Origin of the sequence: Candidatus Accumulibacter contiguus (assembly GCF_036625285.1) — a bacterium.
Classification (GTDB): domain Bacteria; phylum Pseudomonadota; class Gammaproteobacteria; order Burkholderiales; family Rhodocyclaceae; genus Accumulibacter; species Accumulibacter contiguus.
The window spans coordinates 65,791-88,868 of record NZ_JAZKUC010000003.1 but is presented as its reverse complement, the minus strand read 5'-3'; the positions used below and the strand labels follow the sequence as shown (position 1 = coordinate 88,868).

At 61.9% G+C, this 23,078-nt stretch carries 16 protein-coding genes; 7 read left to right on the top strand and 9 right to left on the bottom strand.

Annotated features, from left to right (window positions below; all coding sequences use genetic code 11):
* Positions 1 to 5: 5 nt before the first annotated feature.
* Both kdpA and V5B59_RS25410 read right to left on the bottom strand, forming a co-directional pair.
* Positions 6 to 1,814: a potassium-transporting ATPase subunit KdpA gene (gene kdpA / locus V5B59_RS25415; protein ID WP_169071714.1), complete on the bottom strand. Its 1,809-nt coding sequence runs from the start codon at positions 1,812 to 1,814 to the stop codon at positions 6 to 8.
* Complete coding sequence (locus V5B59_RS25410) at positions 1,811 to 1,903, bottom strand: potassium-transporting ATPase subunit F (protein ID WP_169071713.1); 93 nt, start codon at positions 1,901 to 1,903, stop codon at positions 1,811 to 1,813. The genes kdpA and V5B59_RS25410 overlap by 4 nt, the downstream gene beginning before the upstream one ends.
* 253 nt (positions 1,904 to 2,156) lie before the next feature.
* Here V5B59_RS25410 and V5B59_RS25405 point away from each other — a divergent pair, with 253 nt between their 5' ends.
* A complete protein-coding gene (locus tag V5B59_RS25405; RefSeq protein ID WP_256436018.1) occupies positions 2,157 to 2,282 on the top strand; it encodes a hypothetical protein in 126 nt (41 codons plus the stop codon).
* A gap of 30 nt (positions 2,283 to 2,312) precedes the next feature.
* Here V5B59_RS25405 and V5B59_RS25400 read toward each other — a convergent pair whose 3' ends face one another.
* Positions 2,313 to 2,591 carry a hypothetical protein gene (locus V5B59_RS25400; RefSeq protein ID WP_169071712.1) on the bottom strand — a complete coding sequence of 93 codons (279 nt, stop codon included), beginning with the start codon at positions 2,589 to 2,591 and terminating at the stop codon, positions 2,313 to 2,315.
* A gap of 466 nt (positions 2,592 to 3,057) precedes the next feature.
* On the opposite strand from V5B59_RS25400, the gene V5B59_RS25395 reads away from it, so the two are divergent.
* Positions 3,058 to 5,826, top strand: a complete 2,769-nt coding sequence (locus V5B59_RS25395; RefSeq protein ID WP_248595039.1) for a M16 family metallopeptidase — start codon at positions 3,058 to 3,060, stop codon at positions 5,824 to 5,826.
* 1 nt (position 5,827) lies between these two features.
* Here V5B59_RS25395 and mscL read toward each other — a convergent pair whose 3' ends face one another.
* The 3 genes from mscL to fabI all read right to left on the bottom strand — a co-directional run bounded on the left by mscL (position 5,828) and on the right by fabI (position 8,478).
* Positions 5,828 to 6,262, bottom strand: coding sequence for a large conductance mechanosensitive channel protein MscL (mscL, locus tag V5B59_RS25390; protein ID WP_169071710.1), 435 nt, complete (start codon positions 6,260 to 6,262; stop codon positions 5,828 to 5,830).
* A gap of 106 nt (positions 6,263 to 6,368) precedes the next feature.
* Entirely contained in the window at positions 6,369 to 7,526 is a 1,158-nt protein-coding gene (locus V5B59_RS25385; protein WP_034919669.1) for a pyridoxal phosphate-dependent aminotransferase, read from the bottom strand.
* A gap of 151 nt (positions 7,527 to 7,677) precedes the next feature.
* Positions 7,678 to 8,478: an enoyl-ACP reductase FabI gene (gene fabI, locus V5B59_RS25380; protein WP_034919667.1), complete on the bottom strand. Its 801-nt coding sequence runs from the start codon at positions 8,476 to 8,478 to the stop codon at positions 7,678 to 7,680.
* 373 nt (positions 8,479 to 8,851) lie between these two features.
* Between fabI and V5B59_RS25375 the strand changes: the two genes are divergently transcribed.
* From V5B59_RS25375 to V5B59_RS25360, 4 genes are read left to right on the top strand one after another with little or no spacing between them, the layout of a single operon-like run.
* Positions 8,852 to 11,020, top strand: a complete 2,169-nt coding sequence (locus V5B59_RS25375; protein WP_332352508.1) for an ABC transporter substrate-binding protein — start codon at positions 8,852 to 8,854, stop codon at positions 11,018 to 11,020.
* Between the two features lie 40 nt (positions 11,021 to 11,060).
* The gene (locus V5B59_RS25370; protein ID WP_169071709.1) at positions 11,061 to 12,038 is read left to right on the top strand and encodes an ABC transporter permease; all 978 of its coding nucleotides are present in this window, start codon (positions 11,061 to 11,063) and stop codon (positions 12,036 to 12,038) included.
* Positions 12,035 to 13,480 carry an ABC transporter permease gene (locus tag V5B59_RS25365; RefSeq protein WP_372703811.1) on the top strand — a complete coding sequence of 482 codons (1,446 nt, stop codon included), beginning with the start codon at positions 12,035 to 12,037 and terminating at the stop codon, positions 13,478 to 13,480. The genes V5B59_RS25370 and V5B59_RS25365 overlap by 4 nt, the downstream gene beginning before the upstream one ends.
* A 14-nt stretch (positions 13,481 to 13,494) precedes the next feature.
* Positions 13,495 to 15,504, top strand: a complete 2,010-nt coding sequence (locus tag V5B59_RS25360) for an ABC transporter ATP-binding protein (protein WP_372703810.1) — start codon at positions 13,495 to 13,497, stop codon at positions 15,502 to 15,504.
* A 57-nt stretch (positions 15,505 to 15,561) separates the two neighbouring features.
* Here V5B59_RS25360 and V5B59_RS25355 read toward each other — a convergent pair whose 3' ends face one another.
* The 3 genes from V5B59_RS25355 to V5B59_RS25345 all read right to left on the bottom strand — a co-directional run bounded on the left by V5B59_RS25355 (position 15,562) and on the right by V5B59_RS25345 (position 19,308).
* Positions 15,562 to 18,033 carry a lytic transglycosylase gene (locus V5B59_RS25355; RefSeq protein WP_332352507.1) on the bottom strand — a complete coding sequence of 824 codons (2,472 nt, stop codon included), beginning with the start codon at positions 18,031 to 18,033 and terminating at the stop codon, positions 15,562 to 15,564.
* Positions 18,034 to 18,305: 272 nt separating this feature from the next.
* Positions 18,306 to 18,860, bottom strand: a complete 555-nt coding sequence (locus V5B59_RS25350) for an IS630 family transposase (RefSeq protein ID WP_248594647.1) — start codon at positions 18,858 to 18,860, stop codon at positions 18,306 to 18,308.
* Entirely contained in the window at positions 18,817 to 19,308 is a 492-nt protein-coding gene (locus tag V5B59_RS25345) for a helix-turn-helix domain-containing protein (RefSeq protein WP_332352506.1), read from the bottom strand. Before V5B59_RS25345 ends, V5B59_RS25350 begins: the two co-directional genes overlap by 44 nt.
* 584 nt (positions 19,309 to 19,892) lie before the next feature.
* Here V5B59_RS25345 and V5B59_RS25340 point away from each other — a divergent pair.
* Complete coding sequence (locus V5B59_RS25340; RefSeq protein WP_332352505.1) at positions 19,893 to 22,940, top strand: BPTD_3080 family restriction endonuclease; 3,048 nt, start codon at positions 19,893 to 19,895, stop codon at positions 22,938 to 22,940.
* Positions 22,941 to 23,078 lie beyond the last annotated feature (138 nt).

Sequence of the window (23,078 nt, the reverse complement as noted above, 5' to 3'; positions counted from 1 at the left end):
GTCAATCAACGGGCAGGCCACAACACCAGGTGTTCGACCAGCGGACCGAGCGCCAGCGCGGGTACATAGTTGAGCAGTCCGACCAGCAACACGGAGCCAATCAACAGCGTGACGAACAGCGGGCCGTGCGTCGGCAGCGTGCCGGCAGTGGCGGCAACCCGCTTCTTGGCCGCCAGCGACCCGGCCATGGCCAACACCGGCAGGATCACGCCAAAGCGGCCAAACCACATCGCCACGGCCAGCAGGACGTTGTAGAAGGGCGTATTGGCGGACAGCCCGGCGAAGGCGCTGCCGTTATTGTTGGCTGCCGACGATAGGGCATAGAGGATTTCGGAAAAGCCATGCGCGCCCGGATTGGCGATGCCGGCACGACCGGCTTCGGTCATCACCGCAATGGCGGTGCCGACGAGAACCAGCAGGGGGGTGACGAGGATGGCGATCGAGGTCATCTTCATCTCGTGCGACTCGATCTTTTTGCCCAGGTATTCCGGTGTACGTCCAATCATCAGGCCAGCGATGAATACCGCCAGAACGGCGAAGACCAGCATGCCGTAGAGGCCGGAACCGACGCCGCCGAACACCACTTCACCGAGTTGCATATTGACCAGTGGCACCAGACCTCCCAAGGGCGTAAAGGAGTCGTGCATCGAATTCACGGCGCCGCACGAGGCAGCGGTGGTGATGGTGGCAAACAAAGCGGAGTCGGCGATGCCAAAGCGTGTCTCCTTGCCTTCCATGTTGCCGTCGGCCAATGCCGTGGTGCTTACGAGGGTATCGCCGGTGGCGACCTTCGCCAGCAGCGGGTTGCCCTGTTGCTCGAAACAGATCGCTGCGATGGCAAAGGTGACGAAGAGTACCGTCATCGCGGCCAGCACCGTCCAGCCCTGGCGTTCGTCGCCAACGATGCAACCGAAGGCAATGCACAGCGCTCCGGGAATCAGGAAAATCGACAGCATTTGCAGGAAGTTGACCAATGGCGTCGGATTCTCAAAGGGATGCGCCGAGTTGGCATTGAAGAAACCGCCGCCGTTGGTGCCAATCATTTTGATCGCCTCCTGCGAGGCAACCGGACCCATCGGCAAGGTCTGGGTCGATGTCGTCGCCGGCTCGGTTATGGCGTTGCCCTTTTCATCCCTGAGCGGCTGAGCAGCGGCGTCGAGCTTCGGATTGTCGTATTTCGTGACTTCCAGCGTGCTCACATCCTGGTAGGCAGCAAAATTCTGGATTACGCCCTGGCTCGCCAGAAACAGCGCGAAAAGCGACGACAGCGGCAGAAGAATCCAGAGGGTAACGCGCAACAGGTCCACCCACGCATTACCGATGCCCGCCGAAACATGCCGCACAAAACCGCGAATCAGGGCAATGACGACGACAATGCCGGTGGCCGCTGAAAGGAAGTTCTGCACCGTCAGGCCCAGCATCTGCGTCAGGTAGCCCATTGTCGATTCACCACCGTACCCCTGCCAGTTGGTATTGGTGACGAAACTGACCGCCGTGTTGAACGCGGAATCCGGGCTGACATTGGCCATGGCCTGCGGATTCAACGGTAGCCAGACCTGCAGGCGCTGCAGGGCATAGACGGTCAGCAGGCCGAGCGCGTTGAACAGCAACACGGCGAAAGAGTATTTCAGCCAGCCCATGTCTTCTTTACGCTCGATGCCACACATCCGGAATAGCGTGTCTTCGAATCGGGTGACCAAGGTCACGCGATTTTCCATCATCATTACCCTGGCGATGTAAATTCCCAGCGGTCTGACCAGAAGCAGCAGAATGCCCAGATACAGACCGAGCAACAACCAGGCATGGTTGCTCATGAAAAATCCTCCGAAAACAGCAGCGCCGCAATCAGGTAGATCAACAGGCCAGCAGCGGCAAGCCCGGCCAACAGCGTCAGCAGGTTCATGCGCTTCTCCCCGCAAGTCGCGCGAAGCCCTTGACCAGAGCCACAGCGACGCCGAACAGGGCAGCGAGAGCGGCTAGATAGACGATGTCCATTACATTCCTCCGTATCAGTGTGTCGACCAGAAGAATATTAGACATCGGAACATCAAGATGGTCTAAGAAGAGCCTTGCCGCCTGTAAAGGAACGATAAGAATTCACGGACCGCTACAATTCTGCTGAACGGACGACGGTTTCCACTCAGGAAATCGCCACCATGATTGATGCCACACAGAGGATTGAAGACAATGGCGCCCCGGCCAGGGAAGTATCCCGTTCCGCAAGCAGCCTCGAACAACTGGCCAGAAGCCTGAAAGCCAGTGTCGACAGGATGAAGGTTTAAGCGCTTGCCCGCACCGCACCACGACTACCGTCAGGCGGACTTCTCGTTCTCAAGCGCCTTGGCGGTGATCTCTTCGTAGAGACTGGCCATTCTTGCCGCCAGATCCTGATATTCGGGGTGCCGACCGAGGATGGGTTTCACTTCTTCGGAATCGGCAAATACACGCTCCAGAAAGGCGATGTCCATGTCGTCGAGGCACTCACCCGCGTCCACCTTTGCTTTCAGATCGAGCGCTCTGGGCAAGCGTTCCTTTTCCAAGCGCTCCAGCACGACTGTCGCTACACCGATGTCTTCCTTTTCCTGAGTCATTGCCCGCTCCTTTGTTGCTTTATTGACCCGAACTCGCCGCACGATTGGCCGGCGACCGATAGCGCAGGTAGGACACTGCGACTTGACGACAGAATAATGCCAGCTTCAATGGGGAAAAGGCAATAGCAATCGACAGCAGCAGCGACGATAGTCATCGGCGCTCGATCGAAAACCCGTCCCGCATCATTCGCAGCGATCGCTGGGCAGATCACACCCCGTTACACAACAGGGACAGAGAAGCAACAGATTACCGGGTCCGCATTAGCTATTCTCTGTTTCGTCGCTGTCACGCCCTCCCCCCTCCCCCTCCCCCGCGTGACAGTGATCGTTGTACCCGGCCCGCCCAGCCCTCCCTCTGAGCGGGCCGTTCTCGTTCTGGCAAGCTATAATCGTGCCACCGGCACTTCCTGCCAGGCTGCAGACAGCAAACTGCGCATCTCTTGGAGTGGTCGTGATGAATCGTTGGATGAAAACTCTGGCATGCCTGTTGTCGTGGCTGACGCTGAGCCTGCTGCCGCCGACCGCTGAGGCCAGGCAATCCGCTTCGACGCCACTGCCAGCCGGCGTCGACAAGCTGGCCACCGTCGAAGGCATCAGCGAGTACCGCCTGGCCAATGGCCTGCGCTGCATCCTTTTTCCCGATGCGGCCAAACCCACTGCCACCGTCAACGTCACCTATCTGGTCGGTTCGCACCAGGAGAACTATGGCGAGACGGGCATGGCACATCTGCTCGAACATCTGATCTTCAAGGGATCAAAGAATTTCGTCGATCCGGCCCGGCAATTCAAGGCGCGCGGCTTCGAGATCAACGGCAGCACCTGGCTCGATCGGACGAATTACTATCTCACCTTCCCGGCCAGCGAAGACAACCTCAAGTGGGCTCTCGCGTGGAGCGCCGACGCGATGGTCAACTCGTTCATCGCCAGGAAAGACCTCGACAGCGAAATGAGTGTCGTGCGCAATGAATTCGAGATGGGCGAAAACAATCCGTCCAGCGTGATGTTGAAGCGCATGCAGTCTATGCTCTTTGACTGGCACAATTACGGCAACAGCACGATCGGTGCGCGCAGCGACATCGAGAACGTCAAAATAGAAAACCTGCAGGCTTTCTACCGAAAATATTACCAGCCCGACAACGCCGTATTGACGGTGGCCGGCAAGTTCGACGAGCACCAGGCCCTCCGCGCGATTGCCGCCACCTTTGGCAAACTGCCGAAACCTACACGCGTACTGCCAAAGCAATGGACGGTCGAACCGACGGCCGATGGCGAGCGCCAATTCACGATCCGACGCAAGGGCGAGGTACAGCTCGTGACCCTCGCCTACCGCACGCCGTCCAGCCTGCATCCTGACTCTGAAGCCATCGGCATGGCTGTCGAAGTGCTCGGTGATACCCCGAATGGTCGCCTCTACCGGGCGCTGGTGCAGAGCGGACTGGCGACACAGGTGTTTTCCTATGGCATCGACGCGCGCGAGCCTGGCTTTGTGGTCTTCGGCGCGCTGCTCCACAAGGGCGAAGCACTCGATCGTGTTCGCGACAAGATGATCGAGGTGATCGAGGGCGGCTTCGCCAAGGAAGCCGCAACCGCCGCTGAACTCGATCGTGCGGTCGAACAGTCACGCACCGCCTACGAACGGGCTCTGGCCGATCCGGAGGCCTTCGCGGTGATGCTGTCAGAGTACATTGCGCTCGGTGACTGGCGGCTCTTCTTTTACGGCCGGGATCAACTCGACCAGATCAGGACGACACAGCTCGACGCTGCCGCTGCCAAGTACTTCGTTCGCGACAACCGCGTCCTCGGCACCTTCATTCCCGACGATTCTCCACAACGCGCCGAGGTTCCCCAGGCACCGAACGCAGCCGAGCTGCTGGCCAATTTCAAGCCGCAGAAAAATGGCGATGTCGGCGAGACTTTCGATCCCTCCTACGAGAATCTCGATCGACGCACCCGCCTGCAGACCTTCGGCGATCTGAAGCTTGCGCTGTTGCCGAAAAGGAACCGTGGGCAAACCGTGAACGTGGCGATGAGCTTCCGCTGGGGTGACGAAAGCTCGCTGCAGAACCGCAACATTGCCGGCACGCTGGCGATTGCCATGCTCTCCCGCGGCACCAGCCGCCTGAGCCGCCAGCAGATTGCCGACCAACTCACACGTTTGAAAGTTCAAGGCCGCCTGACGAACTTTGAAACGACCCACGACAAGCTGCCCGAGGCGCTGGAACTGGTTGCGCAACTACTCCAGGATCCCAGTTTCCCGCCAGCCGAGTTCGAGGAACTTCGCCGGGAGATGCTGACCACACTGCAATCCCAGCTCGACAATCCGGAAACATTGTCGAACGACACCCTGAACACGCACTTCAACACCTATCCGCCTGGCGATCCCCGTTACCATGCCTCACTGCAGGAACGCATCCAACAGCTACGCCAGGTGACCCTGGACGAGGTCATCCGCTATCAGCGCGACCTCATCGGAACCGCCCGCGGCGAGATCGCCATCGTCGGCGATTTCAATGAAAAAGTGATCAATGACGAACTGCTGAGGCTATTCCCGGAGCACGTCTCAAGATCGCCGTATCAACGCCTCGATCGCGAATACCGCAGCGTGCCAGCGCAGCGGATCGTGATCGACACGCCCGACAAAGAAAACGCTTTCCTGCGCGCGCGCATCGACATCCGGCTGCGCGACGACGATCCCGACGCTGCCGCCCTGTACGTCGCGAATGATATCTTCGGCGGTCATTCCGGCCTGTCGAGCCGCATGGTCGATCGCCTGCGCCAGAAGGAAGGCCTCAGCTACAGCGCCGGATCGAGCCTGTCGATGGGCAGCCGCCAGCCACTGTCGAGCTGGAATGTGGCGGTGATGGTGGCTCCGCAGAACGCGGCCCGTGCCGAACAGGCCTTCCTCGAAGAACTGCGGCGGGCGCGCCGCGACGGTTTCACCAGCGAAGAGGTCGCCGCGGCCAGGAAGGGCATCATCCAAGAGCGTGCCGTCGCCCGCTCGCAGGACAATGCGGTTGCCTCCCGCTGGATGAACTTTCTCGATCTTGGCCGCAACTGGCAGTTTTCGAAAGACTTCGAAGCCAGGCTGATGGCCGTCACCCCGTCAGAAGTCAGCGCCGCTTTCCGCAAGTACATCGACCCCGAGCAAATGACGCTGGTCATCGCCGGCGACACCCGCAAGGGTATTGCCAACGGACGAGTCCAATTGACGAGTCGCCACAGCCATGACCGTTAGCCTATTTCTTCAGGTTGTCGCGAATCTCGCGCAGCAACAGCACTTCTTCGGCCGGCTCGGGTGGTGGCGCAGCTGTGGCAGGCGGCTCGCTCCGCTTCAGACGATTCATCTGCTTGATCATCACGAAGATGATGAAGGCAAGAATGATGAAATTCACCAGGATGGTGAGGAAGCTGCCGTAGGCGAACACCGGAACCTGCGCCTTCTTGAGTGCATCCAGGGTCCTCGCGGTACCCTCCGGGATGGTCCCGAGCACCAGGAACATGCCCGAGAAGTCGAGTTTGCCACCCATGATCCAGGCAATGAAGGGCATGATCAGATCAGCAACCACCGAATCGACAATCTTGCCAAAGGCTCCGCCAATGATCACGCCGACGGCGAGATCCATGACATTGCCTTTCATGGCAAACTCTTTGAACTCCTGCACCATGCTCATGGCGAATCCTTTACGTTGTTTCTGAAATTGTTTCCGGGAAGCCGAGCCCTCTTCCTCGACTCGGCGCGCGATTATAGGTGGAATGGCCAGCGCATGTGAACAGCCCTTACAGGCTACGCAGCCTTGCACCGGCGGCGGCCAGGGTCGCCTCCTGCTTGGCAAAGCAGAAGCGCACGACGCGCTCGTCGCGACCGTCGTGATGAAAAGCCGACACCGGGATCGCTGCCACTCCCGCCTCGCAGGTCAGCCAGCGGGCAAACTCGCGGTCCGGCAGGTCGCTGATCGCGCCATAACGAGCGAGTTGAAAATAGCTGCCGCGGCAAGGCAGCAGTTCGAAGCGCGAGCCATGCAACTGGCTGCGAAAGAACTCGCGTTTGCCTTCGTAGAACGCCGCCAGACCGAGGTAGCGTGCAGCGTCGCGCAGGTATTCGGCGATCCCGAGCTGGCATGGCGTATTGACCGTAAACACGTTGAACTGATGCACCTTGCGGAATTCGCCCATCAAGGCAGCGGCGCCGAGAACGTAGCCGATCTTCCAGCCGGTGATGTGAAAGGTCTTGCCGAAAGACGAAACGATGATGCCGCGCGCCGCCAGTTCCGGATGCGCAGCAACGCTCTGATGCTGCACGCCATCGAAAACGATGTGTTCGTAGACCTCATCGGAGAGCACAACGATGTCGGTATCACGGGTCAGCGCAGCCAACTGATCGAGGTCGTCGGCAGCAAGCAGGCTGCCGGTTGGATTGTGCGGCGAATTGATGAGGATCATGCGCGTCTGCGGACTGATCAGCGAACGCACCTGCTGCCAGTCCGGCCGGTAATCCGGGAAACCGAGCGCAGCATACACCGCCTTGCCGCCGACCGTTTCGATCGCCGGCAGATAGCTGTCATAGACCGGTTCGAAGACGATGACCTCGTCGCCAGCACGTACAAAGGCCGCGATCGCGGTGAAGATCGCCTGCGTCGCACCTGCGGTGACGGTGATTTCGCTGTCGACGTCGTAGCTCGCCCCGTACAACGCTTCCACCTTGTCGGCGATCGCCGAGCGCAACTCGGGGACACCGGCCATCGGCGGATATTGATTGCGTCCTTCGCGCATCGCGCGCGCGGTCGCGTCGAACAATGAGGGATCGGCCTGGAAATCGGGAAAGCCCTGCGAGAGATTGATCGCGCCACAGTCGGCGGCGAGTTTCGACATCACGGTAAAGATGGTGGTCCCGACCTGGGGCAGCTTCGAGTCGATGCCGACGGATGACTGGCGCATGGCGATCCGCGCCGGGCGCGGTAACGAGTGAGGAAGTAAGTAGTGTAATGTGAAAGTCGCGTCAGCGACTCACGAATCCACGAATCCGGCCCTGAGCCTCATGGCGCCACGTTAAGCTCGAGGCCCTCGCGGCGGCCACCCCACCCGCCATTCACCCCGGCAGCGGCTCCGGATTGCCGAGCGCCGTGGTGTTCAGTCCGCCATCGACATACATGATCTCGCCGGTAATGCCACTGGCGAGGTCGGAGAGCATGAAGGCGGCGGCGTTGCCGACTTCGTCGATGGTGATGTTGCGGCGCAGCGGTGCGTTGTGCGCGTTGTAGGCGAGCAAGCGCGAGAAGTTGCCAACGCCTGAAGCGGCCAGCGTCTTGATCGGGCCGGCCGAGATGGCGTTGGCACGGATTCCCTGTGGACCGAGGCAGAAGGCGAGGTAGCGGGTGGCGGCTTCGAGGCTGGCTTTGGCGAGGCCCATGGTGTTGTAGTTGGGCATGGTGCGCTCGGCGCCGAGGTAGGAGAGTGCAAGCAAGGCTGGCTTGCTGCCTTTCAGGAGCATTGGCCGGGCAGCCTTGGCGAGCGCCGGGTAGCTGTAAGACGACACATCATGCGCGATGCGGAAGGCGTCGCGGGTGATGCCGGCGAGAAAATCGCCTTCGATGGCTTCGCTGGGGGCGTAGGCGATCGAATGCACGAGACCGTCGAGGCCTTCCCATGCTTCGGCAAGATCGGCGAAAACCTGTTCGATCGCGGCGTCGTCTGAGACATCACAGGGGTAGACGAGGGTGCTGTCGAATTCTTTGGCGAATTTGGCGACGCGATCCTTGAAACGATCGTTCTGATAGGTGAGAGCCAGTTGCGCGCCTTCGCGGTGACAGGCCCTGGCAATGCCGTAGGCGATCGAGTGTTTCGACAGCACGCCAGTGATCAGGATGCGCTTGTCTGCGAGGAATCCCATGAGTTCTCCGTAACTAAAGTTGGCTAAAATTGCCGTGTTTCTGGATCATCTTAACCCGCGCATTATAAAGGAATTGCTGCCTGAGCCGGCGATTCATGGCCGCCTGTGCACCTGCTCTGGCGACTGCCGGACCTCAAGGCGCCTGCTTTACCAGGCCATCGAACGCAGCTGACCAGGAGGTCAGGGTAGTAGCTGTGCTGTGCTCTGCATCCACCACCACCTTCATGTCGCTGATCCCGGTATTGACGGGAGGTGACGCAATCGGCGTGTCCGCATGTCGGCCATGGCCCGTCCTGCCGAGTGTCCCCAGCAGCACGGCCAGTGGCCATCGGTTCGGCAGCAGAGCTGCCCACTTCGCGCTACACTTCGGCCCATGCCTTTTTTTCGCTTCCCCTTTCTCCTGTCGCTGCTGCTCCTGCTCACGGCCTGTGGGAGCGAGCAGAATGACCCCTATCCGCGCGCCGAGCGCGGCCAGAACATCCTCTACTCGGCATTCACCGAGCGGCCCAAGCATCTCGACCCGGTGCAGTCCTATACCGAGGATGAAATCACCTTCACCGCACAGATCTACGAGCCGCCGCTGCAATACCATTACCTGAAGCGACCGTACACACTGATCCCCCTGACCAGTGATGCCGTGCCGGCGCCGCGTTATTACGACGACAGCGGTCGCGAACTGCCGGCCACTGCACCGGCAGAAGCAATCGCGCACAGTGTCTACGAGATTCGCCTTCGCCCCGGCATCCGTTATCAACCGCATCCGGCCTTTGCCAGCGATGCCACCGGCCAGCCGCTGTATCGGGATCTCGACAGCGAACAACTGCGCGGCATCGAGACGATTGCCGATTTCAGAATGACGGCCAGTCGCGAGCTGGTCGCCGACGATTACATCTACGAGATCAAGCGCCTCGCGCATCCACGCCTGCATTCGCCGATCTTCGGGATGATGGCCGAGCGCATCGTCGGCCTGCGCGAACTCGGCGCCGCGCTGCAGGCAGAGGCCAGGACGCTGCCACCCGACGCCTGGATCGATCTCGACCGCTTTGCGCTCAGCGGCGTCACGCGGGTCGACCGCCATACCTATCGCATCACCCTGCGCGGCAAGTATCCGCAGTTCGTGTACTGGCTGGCGATGCCCTTCTTCGCGCCGGTGCCGCGCGAGGTCGACCGTTTCTACCATCAACCCGGAATGGCCGCGAAGAACCTGACCCTCGACTGGTATCCGGTCGGCACCGGCCCGTTCATGCTGACGCAGAACAATCCGAACAGCCGCATGCTCCTCGAACGCAACCCGAACTTCCATGGCGAGGCCTATCCCTGCCAGGGCGACCCAGAAGACCAGACCGACGGGTTGCTGGCCGACTGCGGCAAGGCGCTGCCGTTCATCGACCAGGCGGTCTTCTCGCGTGAAAAGGAGAGCATTCCCTACTGGAACAAGTTCCTGCAGGGCTATTACGACGCCTCTGGGATTTCCTCCGACAGCTTCGATCAGGCGGTTCGGCTCGGCGTCGGCGGCGACGTGCAATTGAGTGACGAGATGCGCGGCAAGGGGATTCGCCTGCTGACCAGCGTGCGCGCTTCGATCTTCTACATGGGTTTCAACATGCTCGACCCGGTCGTCGGTGGCCTTGCAGAAGAGCAGACGAAGCTGCGCCAGGCGCTGTCGATCGCCATCGACCAGGAGGAATTCATCTCGATCTTCATGAACGGCCGGGGTATTGCCGCGAATGGCCCGCTGCCGCCGGGAATCTTCGGTCATGTCGAGGGTGAAGCGGGCATCAACCCGGTAGTCTACGACTGGGTCGACGGACAGGCGCGGCGCAAACCGCTCGAAGTGGCGAAGAAACTGCTCGCCGAAGCCGGCTGGCCGAATGGCCGCCATGCCAGCACCGGCGAGCCGCTGGTGCTGAATCTCGATACCACGAGCGGGGGCATGGGCGACAAGTCGCGACTCGACTGGCTGACGCGCCAGTTCGCCAAGCTCGACATTCAGCTCGTGGTTCGCTCGACCGACTTCAACCGCTTCCAGGAGAAGGTCCGCAAGGGTGCGGTGCAGCTTTACTACCTGGGCTGGAACGCCGATTATCCGGACCCAGAAAACTTCCTGTTCCTGCTCGCCAGCCGCGAAAGCAAGGTCGCCAAGGGCGGCGAGAACGCCTCCAACTATGCCAACCCGGCGTTCGACCAACTGTTCGAACAGATGAAGAACCTGGAGAGCGAGGGACCGCAAGGCGTCGAGAGGCTGGCGATCATCCGCCAGGCGGTAGCGCTGCTGCAGCACGATGCGCCGTGGATCTACGGCTTTCACCCGACGAGTTATACGCTGAGCCATGTCTGGCTCAAGAATCGCAAACCGACCGAGGTCGGCCACAATACGCTGAAATACCAGCGTATCGACGTCGCCGAGCGGCAGCGCTTGCGGCAGGAATGGAATCGACCGGTACTCTGGCCGCTGGCGGCAATGGCCGTTCTGCTCCTGGCCGTGCTCCTGCCGGCGGCGCTCGGCTATCGCCGCCGCGAGCGCAGTACGGCACGCGGATGAATCCGTTGATGACCCCGCCACAGCCACTTTCACGATAACCATGCTTGCCTATCTCATTCGCCGTCTGCTCTACGCGGTGCCGATCCTGATCGGCGTCAACCTGATCACCTTCGCGCTGTTCTTCGTGGTCAACACGCCCGACGACATGGCACGCATGCAGCTTGGCGTCAAGCGCGTGACGCCGGAAGCCATCGAGCGCTGGAAAGCCGAACGCGGTTACGACAAGCCGCTGTTCATCAACCCGGCGGCCACCGGCAGTGCGGTGTTCACCGATACCATCTTCTTCGCCAAGTCGGCGCGCATGTTCGCCGCCGATTTCGGGCGCGCCGAGGACGGTCGCGACATTGCCAGGGAAATCGTCTCGCGGATGGGCCCGTCGCTGGCCATCGCCCTGCCGACCTTCATTCTCGGCCTGCTGGTGACGGTCTCGTTTGCCTTGCTGCTGACCTTCTTCCGTGCCAGCTATCTCGATTTCTGGGGCGTCGTCCTGTGCGTCGCGATGATGTCGATCTCGGGCCTCTTCTACATCATCGGCGGCCAGTATCTGGTCAGCAAGCTCTGGCGGCTGGTGCCGATCTCGGGTTATGGCGGCGGCCTCGAAGCCTGGAAGTTCCTGATCCTGCCGGTGCTGATCGGCGTCATCTCCGGCATCGGTTCCTCGACGCGCTGGTACCGCACGATCTTCCTCGAGGAAATCTCCAAGGACTACGTCCGCACCGCGCGTGCCAAGGGGCTTGCCGAAGCGGCCGTGCTCTTCCGGCATGTCCTGCAGAACGCCATGATTCCGATCCTGACCGGCGTGGTGGTGGTGATTCCACTGCTGTTCATGGGCTCGCTGCTCACCGAATCGTTCTTCGGCATCCCCGGCCTCGGCAGTTACACCATCGACGCGATCAACGCGCAGGACTTCGCCGTCGTGCGCGCGATGGTGTTCATCGGCTCGGTGTTGTACATCGTCGGACTGATCCTCACCGATCTCTCCTACACTCTCGTCGACCCGCGGATTCGCTTCCAATGATGACACCTGTCGTACTCTGGTCGGACGTGCTGATCTGGCTGCTGGTACTGGCGGCGAGCGTGCTCGGCTGGCTCTCCCGGCGCAATCCGCTGTTGCGCGCCGCCTGGCAGCGGGTCGGCCGGAGCCGGGCGGGAATGGCATCGGCAACGGTATTGCTGGTCTTCGTCTGCATCGGCCTGCTCGATTCGCTCCACTATCGGCCGCGCCTCGAAGATAGCGCCGGCCGCGGCACCGGCACCAGCAGCGAGAAAACTGCGGTCTATTCCGTCGAAGTGCTGTCGCTGCTCGACTTCCTCCTGACGCCGCTGCGCACGCGTACCGAAAAAACCTATTCGGAACCTCTGGCGACGCGTGCGCACGCCAAGGAATCGATCGAGATCCGCGATGCCGATGGCCAGCTTCGGCAAAGCCGCGACTACCCGCGGCTGAAGCATGGCGGCGCGCATCTGGGTAGCGACGAGGCACGCCGCGATGCCGACGTCGCTGAACGCGTATTGCGCGCGCTCGGCCTCGCAATGCTCGTCTGGTGGATGCTGGCGGCAGCCACCGCGGCTCTCCTGGCGCGTCGCCAGAACTGCTCGCACCGGCAAGCGTGGCGGCGCATCTGGCACAACGAGAGTGATCTGGCCTGCAATGCGGTGCTCGCCGCGATCGCCGCGCTGCTGCTGTGCGGCCTGCCGCTGGCGATTCTGGCCAGCGATTACCACGTCTTCGGCACCGACAAGGTCGGCCAGGACGTCCTTTATCAGGTGCTCAAGAGCGTTCGCACGGCCCTGGTCATCGGCCTGGTGACGACGCTGGTGATGCTGCCGGTGGCGATCTTTCTCGGCATCGTCGCCGGCTACTTCCGCGGCTGGATCGATGACCTGATCCAGTACCTGTACACGACCTTGAGTTCGATTCCCGGCGTGCTGCTGATCGCCGCCGCGGTGCTGATGATGCAGGTGCTGATCGACACGCATCCGCAATGGTTTGCGACTGCCGCCGAGCGCGCCGACCTGCGCCTGCTGGCACTCTGCTGCATTCTCGGGGTGACCAGTTGGACCGGGCTGTGCCGCCTGCTGCGCGGCGAGACGCTGAAGCTGCGCGAACTCGAGTACATCCAGGCGGCGCAGGCCTTTGGTGTTTCCGACCTGCGCATCATCGCGCGGCACATCCTCCCCAACCTGATGCACATCGTGATCATCGCGCTGGTGATGGATTTTTCGAGCCTGGTGCTCGCCGAGGCGGTGCTTTCCTACGTCGGCATCGGCGTCGATCCGACGATGATCAGCTTCGGAACGATGATCAACAATGCCCGCCTGGAGCTGGCCCGCGAACCGATGGTGTGGTGGTCGCTGGCGGCAGCTTTCGTTTTCATGTTCACGCTGGTGCTCGCAGCCAACCTGCTGGCCGACGCCATGCGCGACGCTTTCGATCCCCGCCTGGCGGGGTCGGCATGAGCCAGGAAACCACCGTGAACGAAAAACGCTTGCTCGAAGTGCGTGATCTCTCGATCGCTTTTGCCAGCGGGCGTTCGCTGTTGGCGGCGGTCGAAGGCATTGCTTTCGAGGTCGCAGCCGGCGAGACGCTGGCGCTGCTCGGTGAGTCCGGTTGCGGCAAGTCGGCGACGGCGCTGGCACTGCTGCGGCTGCTGCCGGCCGCCGGGCGGATTCTCGGCGGCGAAGTATCATTCACCGGCCGTGACCTGCTGCGGCTGCCGGAAGCCGATATGCGCGGCGTTCGCGGTGGCGGCATGGCGATGATCTTCCAGGAACCGGCGACCAGCCTCAATCCGGTGTTGACCGTTGGTCGCCAGATGGCCGAAGTACTCGAACACCACCTCGGTCTGGCTGGGCAGACAATGCGTGCGCGTTCGCTCGAACTGCTGACGGCGGTCGGCATTGCCGACCCCGAACGCCGCCTCGGCGAGTATCCCTTCCAGCTCTCGGGCGGCATGAAACAGCGGGTGATGATTGCCGTTGCGCTGGCCGGCAATCCGTGCCTGTTGATCGCCGACGAGCCGACGACGGCGCTCGACGTCACCATTCAGGCGCAGATCCTCGAACTGCTGCGGCGTTTGCAGGCCGAACGGGCGATGGGTATGTTGCTGATCACCCACGACCTCGGCGTCGTCGCGCAGATGGCGACCCGCGTCGGCGTCATGTACGCCGGCGAGATCGTCGAAGAGGCGCCGCGCGCTGCCTTCTTTGCCTCTCCACGCCATCCCTATACGCAGAAGCTGTTCGCCGCCCTGCCCAACCTGGCGCGGCGTGGCGGCCGCCTGGAAACGATTCCCGGGCAGGTGCCGCCACTATCGGCCATGCCCGGCGGCTGTCGCTTCGCCGCGCGCTGTGCGCACGCCTGGGATCTGTGCCGCCAGGAAGCACCGCAGTGGCGGGAGGTGGGTCCGGATCATCGCGTCCGCTGCCACCTCGATGACGAACAGGGCCGCGTGCACAGCACCGGCAGCAAAAAGGTGATCGCCAGCACCACCGGCACCCTGGCCACACCCGCGCTGCTCGCGGTGGCCGATCTGTGCGTGCATTTCCCGATCCGGCGCGGCCTTCTGCAGCGTCCCGTCGGCTACGTTCGCGCCGTCGACGGCGTCTCGCTCGAACTGGCGCGCGGCCGCACGCTGGCGCTGGTCGGCGAATCCGGTTGCGGCAAGACGACGGTCGGCAAGGCGATCCTGCAACTGCTGCCGGCCAGCGGCGGCAGCGTGCGCTTGCTGGGACAGGAACTCGTCGGCCAGTCGCGCCGCGAGCTGCGGCCGCTGCGCCGGCGCCTGCAGATGATTTTCCAGGACCCCTTCGCTTCACTGAATCCGCGCATGGCCGTCGGCGAGATCATCGGCGAGGGCATGCGCGCGCTGGCGATGCCGGGAACCAACCCGCAGCGGCCGGATCGCGCGGCGGCGATCGCTGCCGTCCTGCAACAGGTGGGCCTCGATCCAGCGGCCGCCGGACGTTACCCGCACGAGTTCTCCGGCGGGCAGCGGCAGCGTATCGCGATTGCCCGCGCGCTGGCGGTACAGCCCGACCTGGTGGTCTGCGACGAGCCGACCTCGGCGCTCGACGTTTCGGTGCAGGCGCAGATTCTCAATCTGCTCGCCGACTTGCAGGCCGATCTCGGGCTCGCCTACCTGTTCATCACCCACAACTTCGCCGTCGTCGATCATCTGGCGCACGCCGTGGCGGTGATGTACCTGGGCCGTATCGTCGAGCAGGGAACGGTCGATGAAGTGCTGCGTTCACCGCAGCACCCTTACACGCGCGCCCTGTTGTCCGCCGTGCCGAGTCCGCGTCTGGACGAGCAACCGGAGTTCATCCGCTTGCCGGGAGAAATCCCCTCGCCGGCCAATCCACCAGATGGTTGCCATTTCCATCCGCGTTGCCGGCAGGCCAGTGCCGTCTGCCGCGAACGCTATCCCGGGACGAGCACGCTGTCGACCACGCATACGGTACGCTGTCACCTGTATCGATAGTCAAGGTGCACGACAAAACGCCGCCTCACGGCGGCGCTTTGTCGGAGAACGGGTGACTTACAGCGTGTTCTGCACGAGCTGGATGGTCAGCGTCTGTCCAGGCTTGATCTCGTTGCCGTGGATACGGTTCCAGCGCAGCAGATCATCCTTTTCGACCCGGAACTGCTTGGCGATCGAGACCAGCGTGTCGCCACGACGGATCGTGTATTGCGCGAGCTTGGTCTGTTTCCTGCTGGCCTGCCGGGAATGGTCTGATGACTCTTCAGTCTTCTTCCCAGGCCTGGCGTCGGCCTTGGCCAGTGTCTGGCGGCTGTCGGCCTTGCCCTGCCGGCTCTCGATTTCGGCGACATCGATTCGCGATTTTCCTGCCGGGATCTTGCTGGCTGGCTCGGGCGCCGCCACCGCCAGTTTGGCGCCAGCGTTCACCTGATCGCCACGCAGCTTGTTGAGCTGCTTCAGTTCGGCGACGCTCATGTCGTAGCGGTCCGCCACCTGCGCCAGTGTTTCCCCTTTGCGAACAGTGTGACTGCGAGTCGCGGCGACGGGGGTCGGCTCGGCACGTTTGCTGTCGACTTCCGCGAGGACGGTGCGTGGGCCTGCGACTGCCGGTTTGCTGCTGGGCTCGGGCGCCGCCACCGCCAGCTTGGCGCCAGCGTTCACCTGATCGCCACGCAGCTTGTTGAGCTGCTTCAGTTCGGCGACGCTCATGTCGTAGCGGTCCGCCACCTGCGCCAGTGTTTCCCCCTTGCGAACGGTGTGACTGCGAGTCGCGGCGGCGGGGGTCGGCTCGGCGTGTTTGCTGTCGACTTCCGCGAGGACGGTGCGTTGGCCCGCGGCTGCCGGTTTGCTGCTGGGCTCGGGTGCCGCCACCGCCAGTTTGACGCCGGCGTTCACCTGGTCGGCACGCAGCTTGTTGAGCTGCTTCAGTTCGGCCACGCTCATGTCGTAGCGGCTCGCAATCTCGGACAAGGTTTCGCCCTTGCGCACGGTATGGCTGCGCGCGGCAGCCATGAGCGCGTGTTCGGAGCGGGGCTCGACATGCCTGCTGTCGACTTCTGCCAGTGCCCGGCCAGCGCTTGTCGGCTTGCTCGGCTCGGGTGCTGCCACCGCCAGCCTGCTGCCAGGGGTAACGTGATCGGAGCGTAACTTGTTGATCTGCTTCAGCTCAGCCAGCGTCATCCCGTAGTGCTGGGCGACCTTGAGCAGGGTTTCTCCTTTCTGTACCGTGTGCGTGCGCGTGACCGCGACTGGTGCGGGTTCGGGCGGCGCGAGACGCGGCTGTTCTGCGACCAGTGATGGTTCAGGCAGTCCGGCGAGGTCGGCGGGATCTGCGCCCTCCTGTCCGGCGACCAGCAGAGTCAGTCCCGGAGCGAGCCTGATCCTGCCGTTGATGCCATTGACCGCCTTGAGGTTGGCTACCGTCATGCCGAAACGCGGCGCGACTTCTTCGAGCCTGTCGCCCGCCCGCAGGGTATAGGCCTGCCAGGACGAAAGCGGTTTCTCGCTCTCCTCGTGTGCCTCGAGATTGCTGATGAAGGTGTCGACCTTGTCGGCCGGGATCACCATCGGCGTCTCGGACTTGATCACCGGACGATTGTGCGCCGGATTCAGCGCGACAAAATCCTTGACCGGCATTTCGGCGAGCTGCGCCGCCAGCTTGACGTCGATATTGGCGGTCCTGGTGACCGTCGTGAAATAGGGCCGGTTGGGAACACCGCGGATATTGAGATTGGCTAGGATGTTGGGATTGCTGAAGACATTCTTCAGGGCCTGCAGTTTGGGAACGTAATGCCGCGTTTCCTCGGGCATCGTCAGGCTCAGATAGTCGGTCGGCAAACCATTGGCCCGGTTCTTGTTGATCGCCTTGCCGACAGCGCCTTCGCCCCAGTTGTACGAAGCCAGCGCCAGATGCCAGTCGCCGTGCAGATCGTAGATGTATTGTAGGTAATCGAGTGCCGCCGCGGTCGAAGCGACGATGTCACGGCGAGCGTCGACCCACCAGTTCTGTTCGAGCTTGTACTGCTTGCCGGTTGCCGGAACGAACTGCCACAGACCGGAAGCATGGCTGCGCGAGTACGCGGTCGGATTGTAAGCGCTCTCTACCATCGGTAGCAGGGCAAGCTCCATCGGCATGCCGCGCTTTTCGATTTCCTCGACGATGTGATGCAGGTAGCGGCTGCTGCGCTCGACCATGCGGCGCAGCGATTCCGGATGATTCAGATACCACTGCTGATGATGCAGAACCAGCGAGTTATTGATGTTGGGCATCGAGAAGCCCTGCCGCATTCGATGGAAAATTTCCTCTGGCTGCGCAGTCAGATCAATGGTTTCGGGAAGCTGTGTCGGTGCGGCGAGTTCAATGACCGGCAGGACTCCATCGGGGTCGAGCCGCCAGGCAGCAGCTCCAGCCTGCGGCAAACTCGAAGCGGGCGGTGCCTGACTGATCGAGGCAAGGTTTGCCGATTCGTCTGACGAAGCCGCCCCACAAGCAAAAGCAAGAACAATGGCGAATGCAATTCGTGGCGTCATCCGTACATCCTTTTCTCGTTCTCGGGTGGGCGCCAGTTCATCCCCGCAGTGTGGGATCACCTGGTCGAATGGTGAGACTGCAAACGAGTGATTATAGAACAGAAAAACAGGCGGGGTGGACAACAATTGCCCAGCCGATTCCCGACAGGATGATGATTTTATATCCGGAAGGCTCATGTTGCGTTTTGAGGACAGGTATCATGTTCATGAATGGAGTACATGGCAGCAGGTAAAATGCGAACAGTATAATGCCCTCACAACCCAATAAGCGCTCAGCAAAAAGTCATCCGATATTTAGATCCGAAGCCGTCCAGAATTTCTGTGACGTCGGCCTCCAGGAGAGCGGCGCTCCTGGCTTTGAACGCCATCCACTCGTACTTCATCTTGTGCCAGAGCTTCTCGATGCGGTTCAACTCCGGGCTGTAAGGCGGCAGGAAGTAAAGCGTCAGGCCCTTGCCCTTCAGTAAAGCCAGCAGAGGCTGGATTTCCTTTGCCTTGTGGATCGAAGCATTGTCCAGGATGACCGTCAGAGGCTTTCCGCTGCATTCCAGAAGGAGACCGAGGAAGCCACCAAAAGCAGCCGCGGTCGTGGTCTCCCAGAACTTGGCGGTGAACAACGTCCCGTTCGAGATCAACGCACCGAGCACATTCAAGCGCTTTCCGCGCTCGGCCGTAATGAGGTGAACCTCTCCCTTTTCGGTCCACGCCGTCCGGTTGGGTTGCGCCTGTGCAAAGCCGGCCTCGTCCACATATGCCAAATTGGTTTCGCCAGTCCTTGATTTTTCAACCAATTGCTCTATTTCTGCCTGGGCTTCCCGGAATTTCATTTCGTCCCGTTTTTTTTAGACTATGACGGGTCCTTTTCCAGACGTAGCCTTTCTCTGTCAACGCGCTTTGCACCAGCCACACCGACACCTGTACGCCATGCTCCTCTAACAGCCGGTTCCTCAACTGAGGTGCCGTACAGGCCTCAGCCGTCGCCCAAGCGCAGAGCACCTGCTTATGCGTTTCCGATAGCTTGCGAGGTGCGCCGCTGCGCGGCAGGTCGCGCAGCCCGGTGACCCCTCGTGCCAGCCAAGCATCCCGGTGGCAGGCCACGGTCTCTTTATGAATTTTCTGCGCGGTCACTACGGCGCTGATCGACAGCCCCTTGTCGAGGAGGAGTACGGTCCGCGCTCGCCGGCGTTCGCGCCAGTCGCTGCCGCGCTCGTCGATCTGCGTCAACTGGCGGCGTTCTTCCTCAGTGAGGGCTAGGGTCTTGGCTGTGCGGGACATCGCGAGGCTTCCGGAAGGTGGGGGTGGCAAGTATACAGGCATAAAGCGGGGGACTTATCTGGAACCGCTTATGAGCCTTCTCATTTTGGCCAACGATGCCTTCTGCTTCCCCACCGAGCGCATCGAAATCGGCAAAATTTAGGGGCCAAACCCCTCTCATGGACGGCAGAAAGGCGCTTTCCGACCAACTCGCCCCATTGCTTGAGTCATAACGAGATCCTCCGCCTCAATCGACTGTTCGAGCGATAGCGAGAAACACGGAGATTCCACAGTCTTGCCTATTATTTCGTTGGAGTATGCCGGGTATTACGGTACATTTGCAGAGCGCGGTTTTTGTGGCTTTTCCTGCAGGAATTCTCGTCCCGACGCGGGCCAGTTCTCCCGATCGTGGCCAGTTGCCTGCCGACAACGATGTCGTCGACGGGAACGGGGGGAACGATCATTGGCAACTCGTGTGACCGAGGGATTCAACGATAGGGAGGGCGGCGGCTGTCGGGGCTCTCCGAACAGTGCCAAGCCGTGATCAGGGAACAGAACACCACTGCCCGCCGGTGGCAAGAAGAACAAAACAACCAATAGCGACCATGTCCAACCCCTTCTTCGACCACCCGATTCTCAATTCTCCCTACGACTGCCCGGCGAAGCACTGGGAACTGAACGAGGACGGACAACCGACGGAGAAGGTCCTCGAAGCTCGCCGCCGGGCGCAGTTCATCACCCCGATCCCGAAGCCCAAGAAGCGCAAGACTGCCGCCAAGCAGCAGACCTTTGTCTTCGATGACGGCAAGGGGCTGTCAACACAGGAGCAGCAGTACGACCCCACCTCGATCATCAACGAAGTCCGCGGGTACGTGGATTCGTGGCGATCCCTGCCCAATCCCAATCAGTGGCAGGTGACGCCGGAGACCGCCCGCCTGCTGCAGTATTGGCGTCATCACCGGTTCAGCGGTGTCCGACCGTTCTTCTGTCAGGTCGAAGCCGTGGAAACCGCGATCTGGCTCACCGAGGTCGCGCCGCAGTCCAGACACGGCAAACGGATTCTCGACCATCTTGCGGCGGCGAACAGAGACGCCAATCCCGAGTTGCTGCGCCTCGCCCTGAAACTGGCCACTGGCGCCGGCAAGACTACGGTCATGGCCATGCTCATCGCCTGGCAGACGATCAATGCGGCGCGCCGGCCAAGCAGCAGGAACTTCACGCGCGGCTTCCTGATCTGCGCGCCCGGCCTGACGATCAAGGACCGTCTGCGCGTCCTGCAGCCGAACGACCCCGACAGCTACTACAAGGACCGCGAGCTGCTGCCGGGCGACCTGCTCGACGACATGAGTCGGGCCAAGATCGTCATCACCAACTACCACGCCTTCAAGATGCGCGAGCGCATCGAGATATCCAGGGGTGGGCGGCAGCTCCTGCAGGGCCGCACCGGCGAGGAACTCAGGACGCTCGAAAGCGAAGGCCAGATGCTGCAGCGGGTGATGCCCGACCTGATGGGCATGAAAAACATCCTCGTCATCAACGACGAGGCGCACCACTGCTACCGGGAGAAACCGAAGGACGCCGATGATGAGGATCTCAAAGGTGACGACAGGAAAGAGGCCGAGAAAAACAACGAAGCGGCCTGCCTCTGGATCTCCGGCCTCGAAGCCGTCAACCGCAAACTCGGCACGACCCGCGTCATCGACCTGTCGGCGACGCCCTTCTTCCTGCGTGGCTCCGGTTATGCCGAGGGGACGCTGTTCCCGTGGACGATGAGCGACTTCTCGCTGATGGACGCCATCGAATGCGGCATTGTCAAGCTGCCGCGCGTACCGGTGGCCGAGAACATTCCCGGTGACGAAATGCCGATGTTCCGCAAGCTCTGGGAGAACATCAGCAAGGACATGCCGAAAAAACGCCGCGGCCAGGGCGAGGAGCTCGACCCTCTCAGACTCCCGACCCGCTTGCAGACGGCACTGCAGGCGCTGTATGGCCACTACGAGCAGACGTTCAGGCTGTGGGAAGAGAAGGGCATCAGGGTGCCGCCCTGTTTCATCGTCGTTTGCCAGAACACCGCCATCTCCAAGCTGGTCTACGACTTCGTCTCCGGCTTCCAGCGCAGGAATGACGACGGCACGACGACGCTGGAGAACGGGCGCCTGCCGTTGTTCCGCAATTTCGACGAAACCACCGGCAACCCGCTGCCACGCCCGAACACGCTGCTGATCGACAGCGAGCAACTCGAAGCCGGCGACGCACTCGACGACCACTTCCGCGGCATGGCGGCCGACGAGATCGAGCGTTTTCGCCGCGAGATCGTCGAGCGCTCCGGCGATGCCCGTTCCGGCGACCACATCAGCGACCAGGAGTTGCTGCGCGAAGTCATGAACACCGTCGGCAAGCCAGAGCAGCTTGGCGGCGCCATCCGCTGCGTCGTCTCGGTCTCGATGCTCACCGAGGGCTGGGACGCCAATACCGTCACCCATGTGCTCGGCATCCGCGCCTTCGGTACCCAGTTGCTCTGCGAGCAGGTCATCGGCCGGGCGCTGCGCCGCCAGTCCTACGAATTGAACGAGGAAGGGCTGTTCAACGTCGAGTACGCCGACGTGTTCGGCATTCCCTTCGACTTCACGGCCAAGCCGGTCATTGCACCACCGCAGCCGCCGCGCGAGACGGTGCAGGTCAAGGCCGTTCGCCCCGAGCGCGACGCCCTCGAAATCCGCTTTCCCCGGGTCGAGGGCTATCGCGTCGAGTTGCCGGAGGAACGGCTGACCGCCGCCTTCAACGACGACTCGATCCTGGAACTCAGCCCCGACCTGGTCGGCCCGTCGAGGACCCGCAATTCCGGCATCATCGGCGAAGGCGTGGACATGAGCCTGCAGCACCTCGGCGACATGCGACCGTCGACGCTCGTTTTCCAGGTAACCCAGCGACTGCTGTACACCAAATGGCGCGATCCCGGCGAGGAGCCCAGGCTCTACCTCTTCGGCCAGCTCAAGCGCATCACCAGACAATGGCTGGACACCTGCCTGGTCTGCAAGGGCGACACCTACCCCGCGCTGCTGATGTACCAGGAACTCGCCGACATGGCCTGCAACCGGATCACGGCGGCGATCACCCGGCAGTTCCTCGGCGAGCGCCCGATCAAGGCGCTGCTTGATCCCTACAATCCGATCGGCTCGACCAGGCACGTCCGCTTCAATACCTCGAAGACCGACCGCTGGCAGACGAGTTCGCAATCTTGCCACATCAACTGGGTGATCCTCGACAGCGACTGGGAGGGCGAATTCTGCCGCGTGGCCGAGTCGCACCCCAGGGTTCGCGCCTATGTGAAGAATCACAACCTCGGCCTCGAAGTCCCCTACCGCTACGGCTCCGAGACGCGCAAGTACCGGCCCGATTTCATCGTGCTGGTCGATGATGGCCACGGTCCCGATGACCTCTTGCACCTGGTGGTCGAGATCAAGGGGTACCGGCGCGAGGACGCCAAGGAGAAGAAATCGACGATGGACACCTACTGGGTGCCCGGCGTGAACCATCTCGGTAGCTATGGCCGCTGGGCGTTCGCCGAGTTTTGCGAGGTTTACCAGATCGAGTGCGATTTCAAGGCCAGGGTCGAGAGCGAGTTCGCCAGAATGATCCACACGCGGCTATGAGCCAACATCGCGCGTACTTCGCCCTTCTCGCCAGCACGCAAGGCGACCGGGTGCCACGCCGCTCGTTTCAGCCGCGGCCCATTCACGGGCTTCCCAGGCCGGGACCCACGCTTTCCCGGGATCGGCAAGGTAAAACTG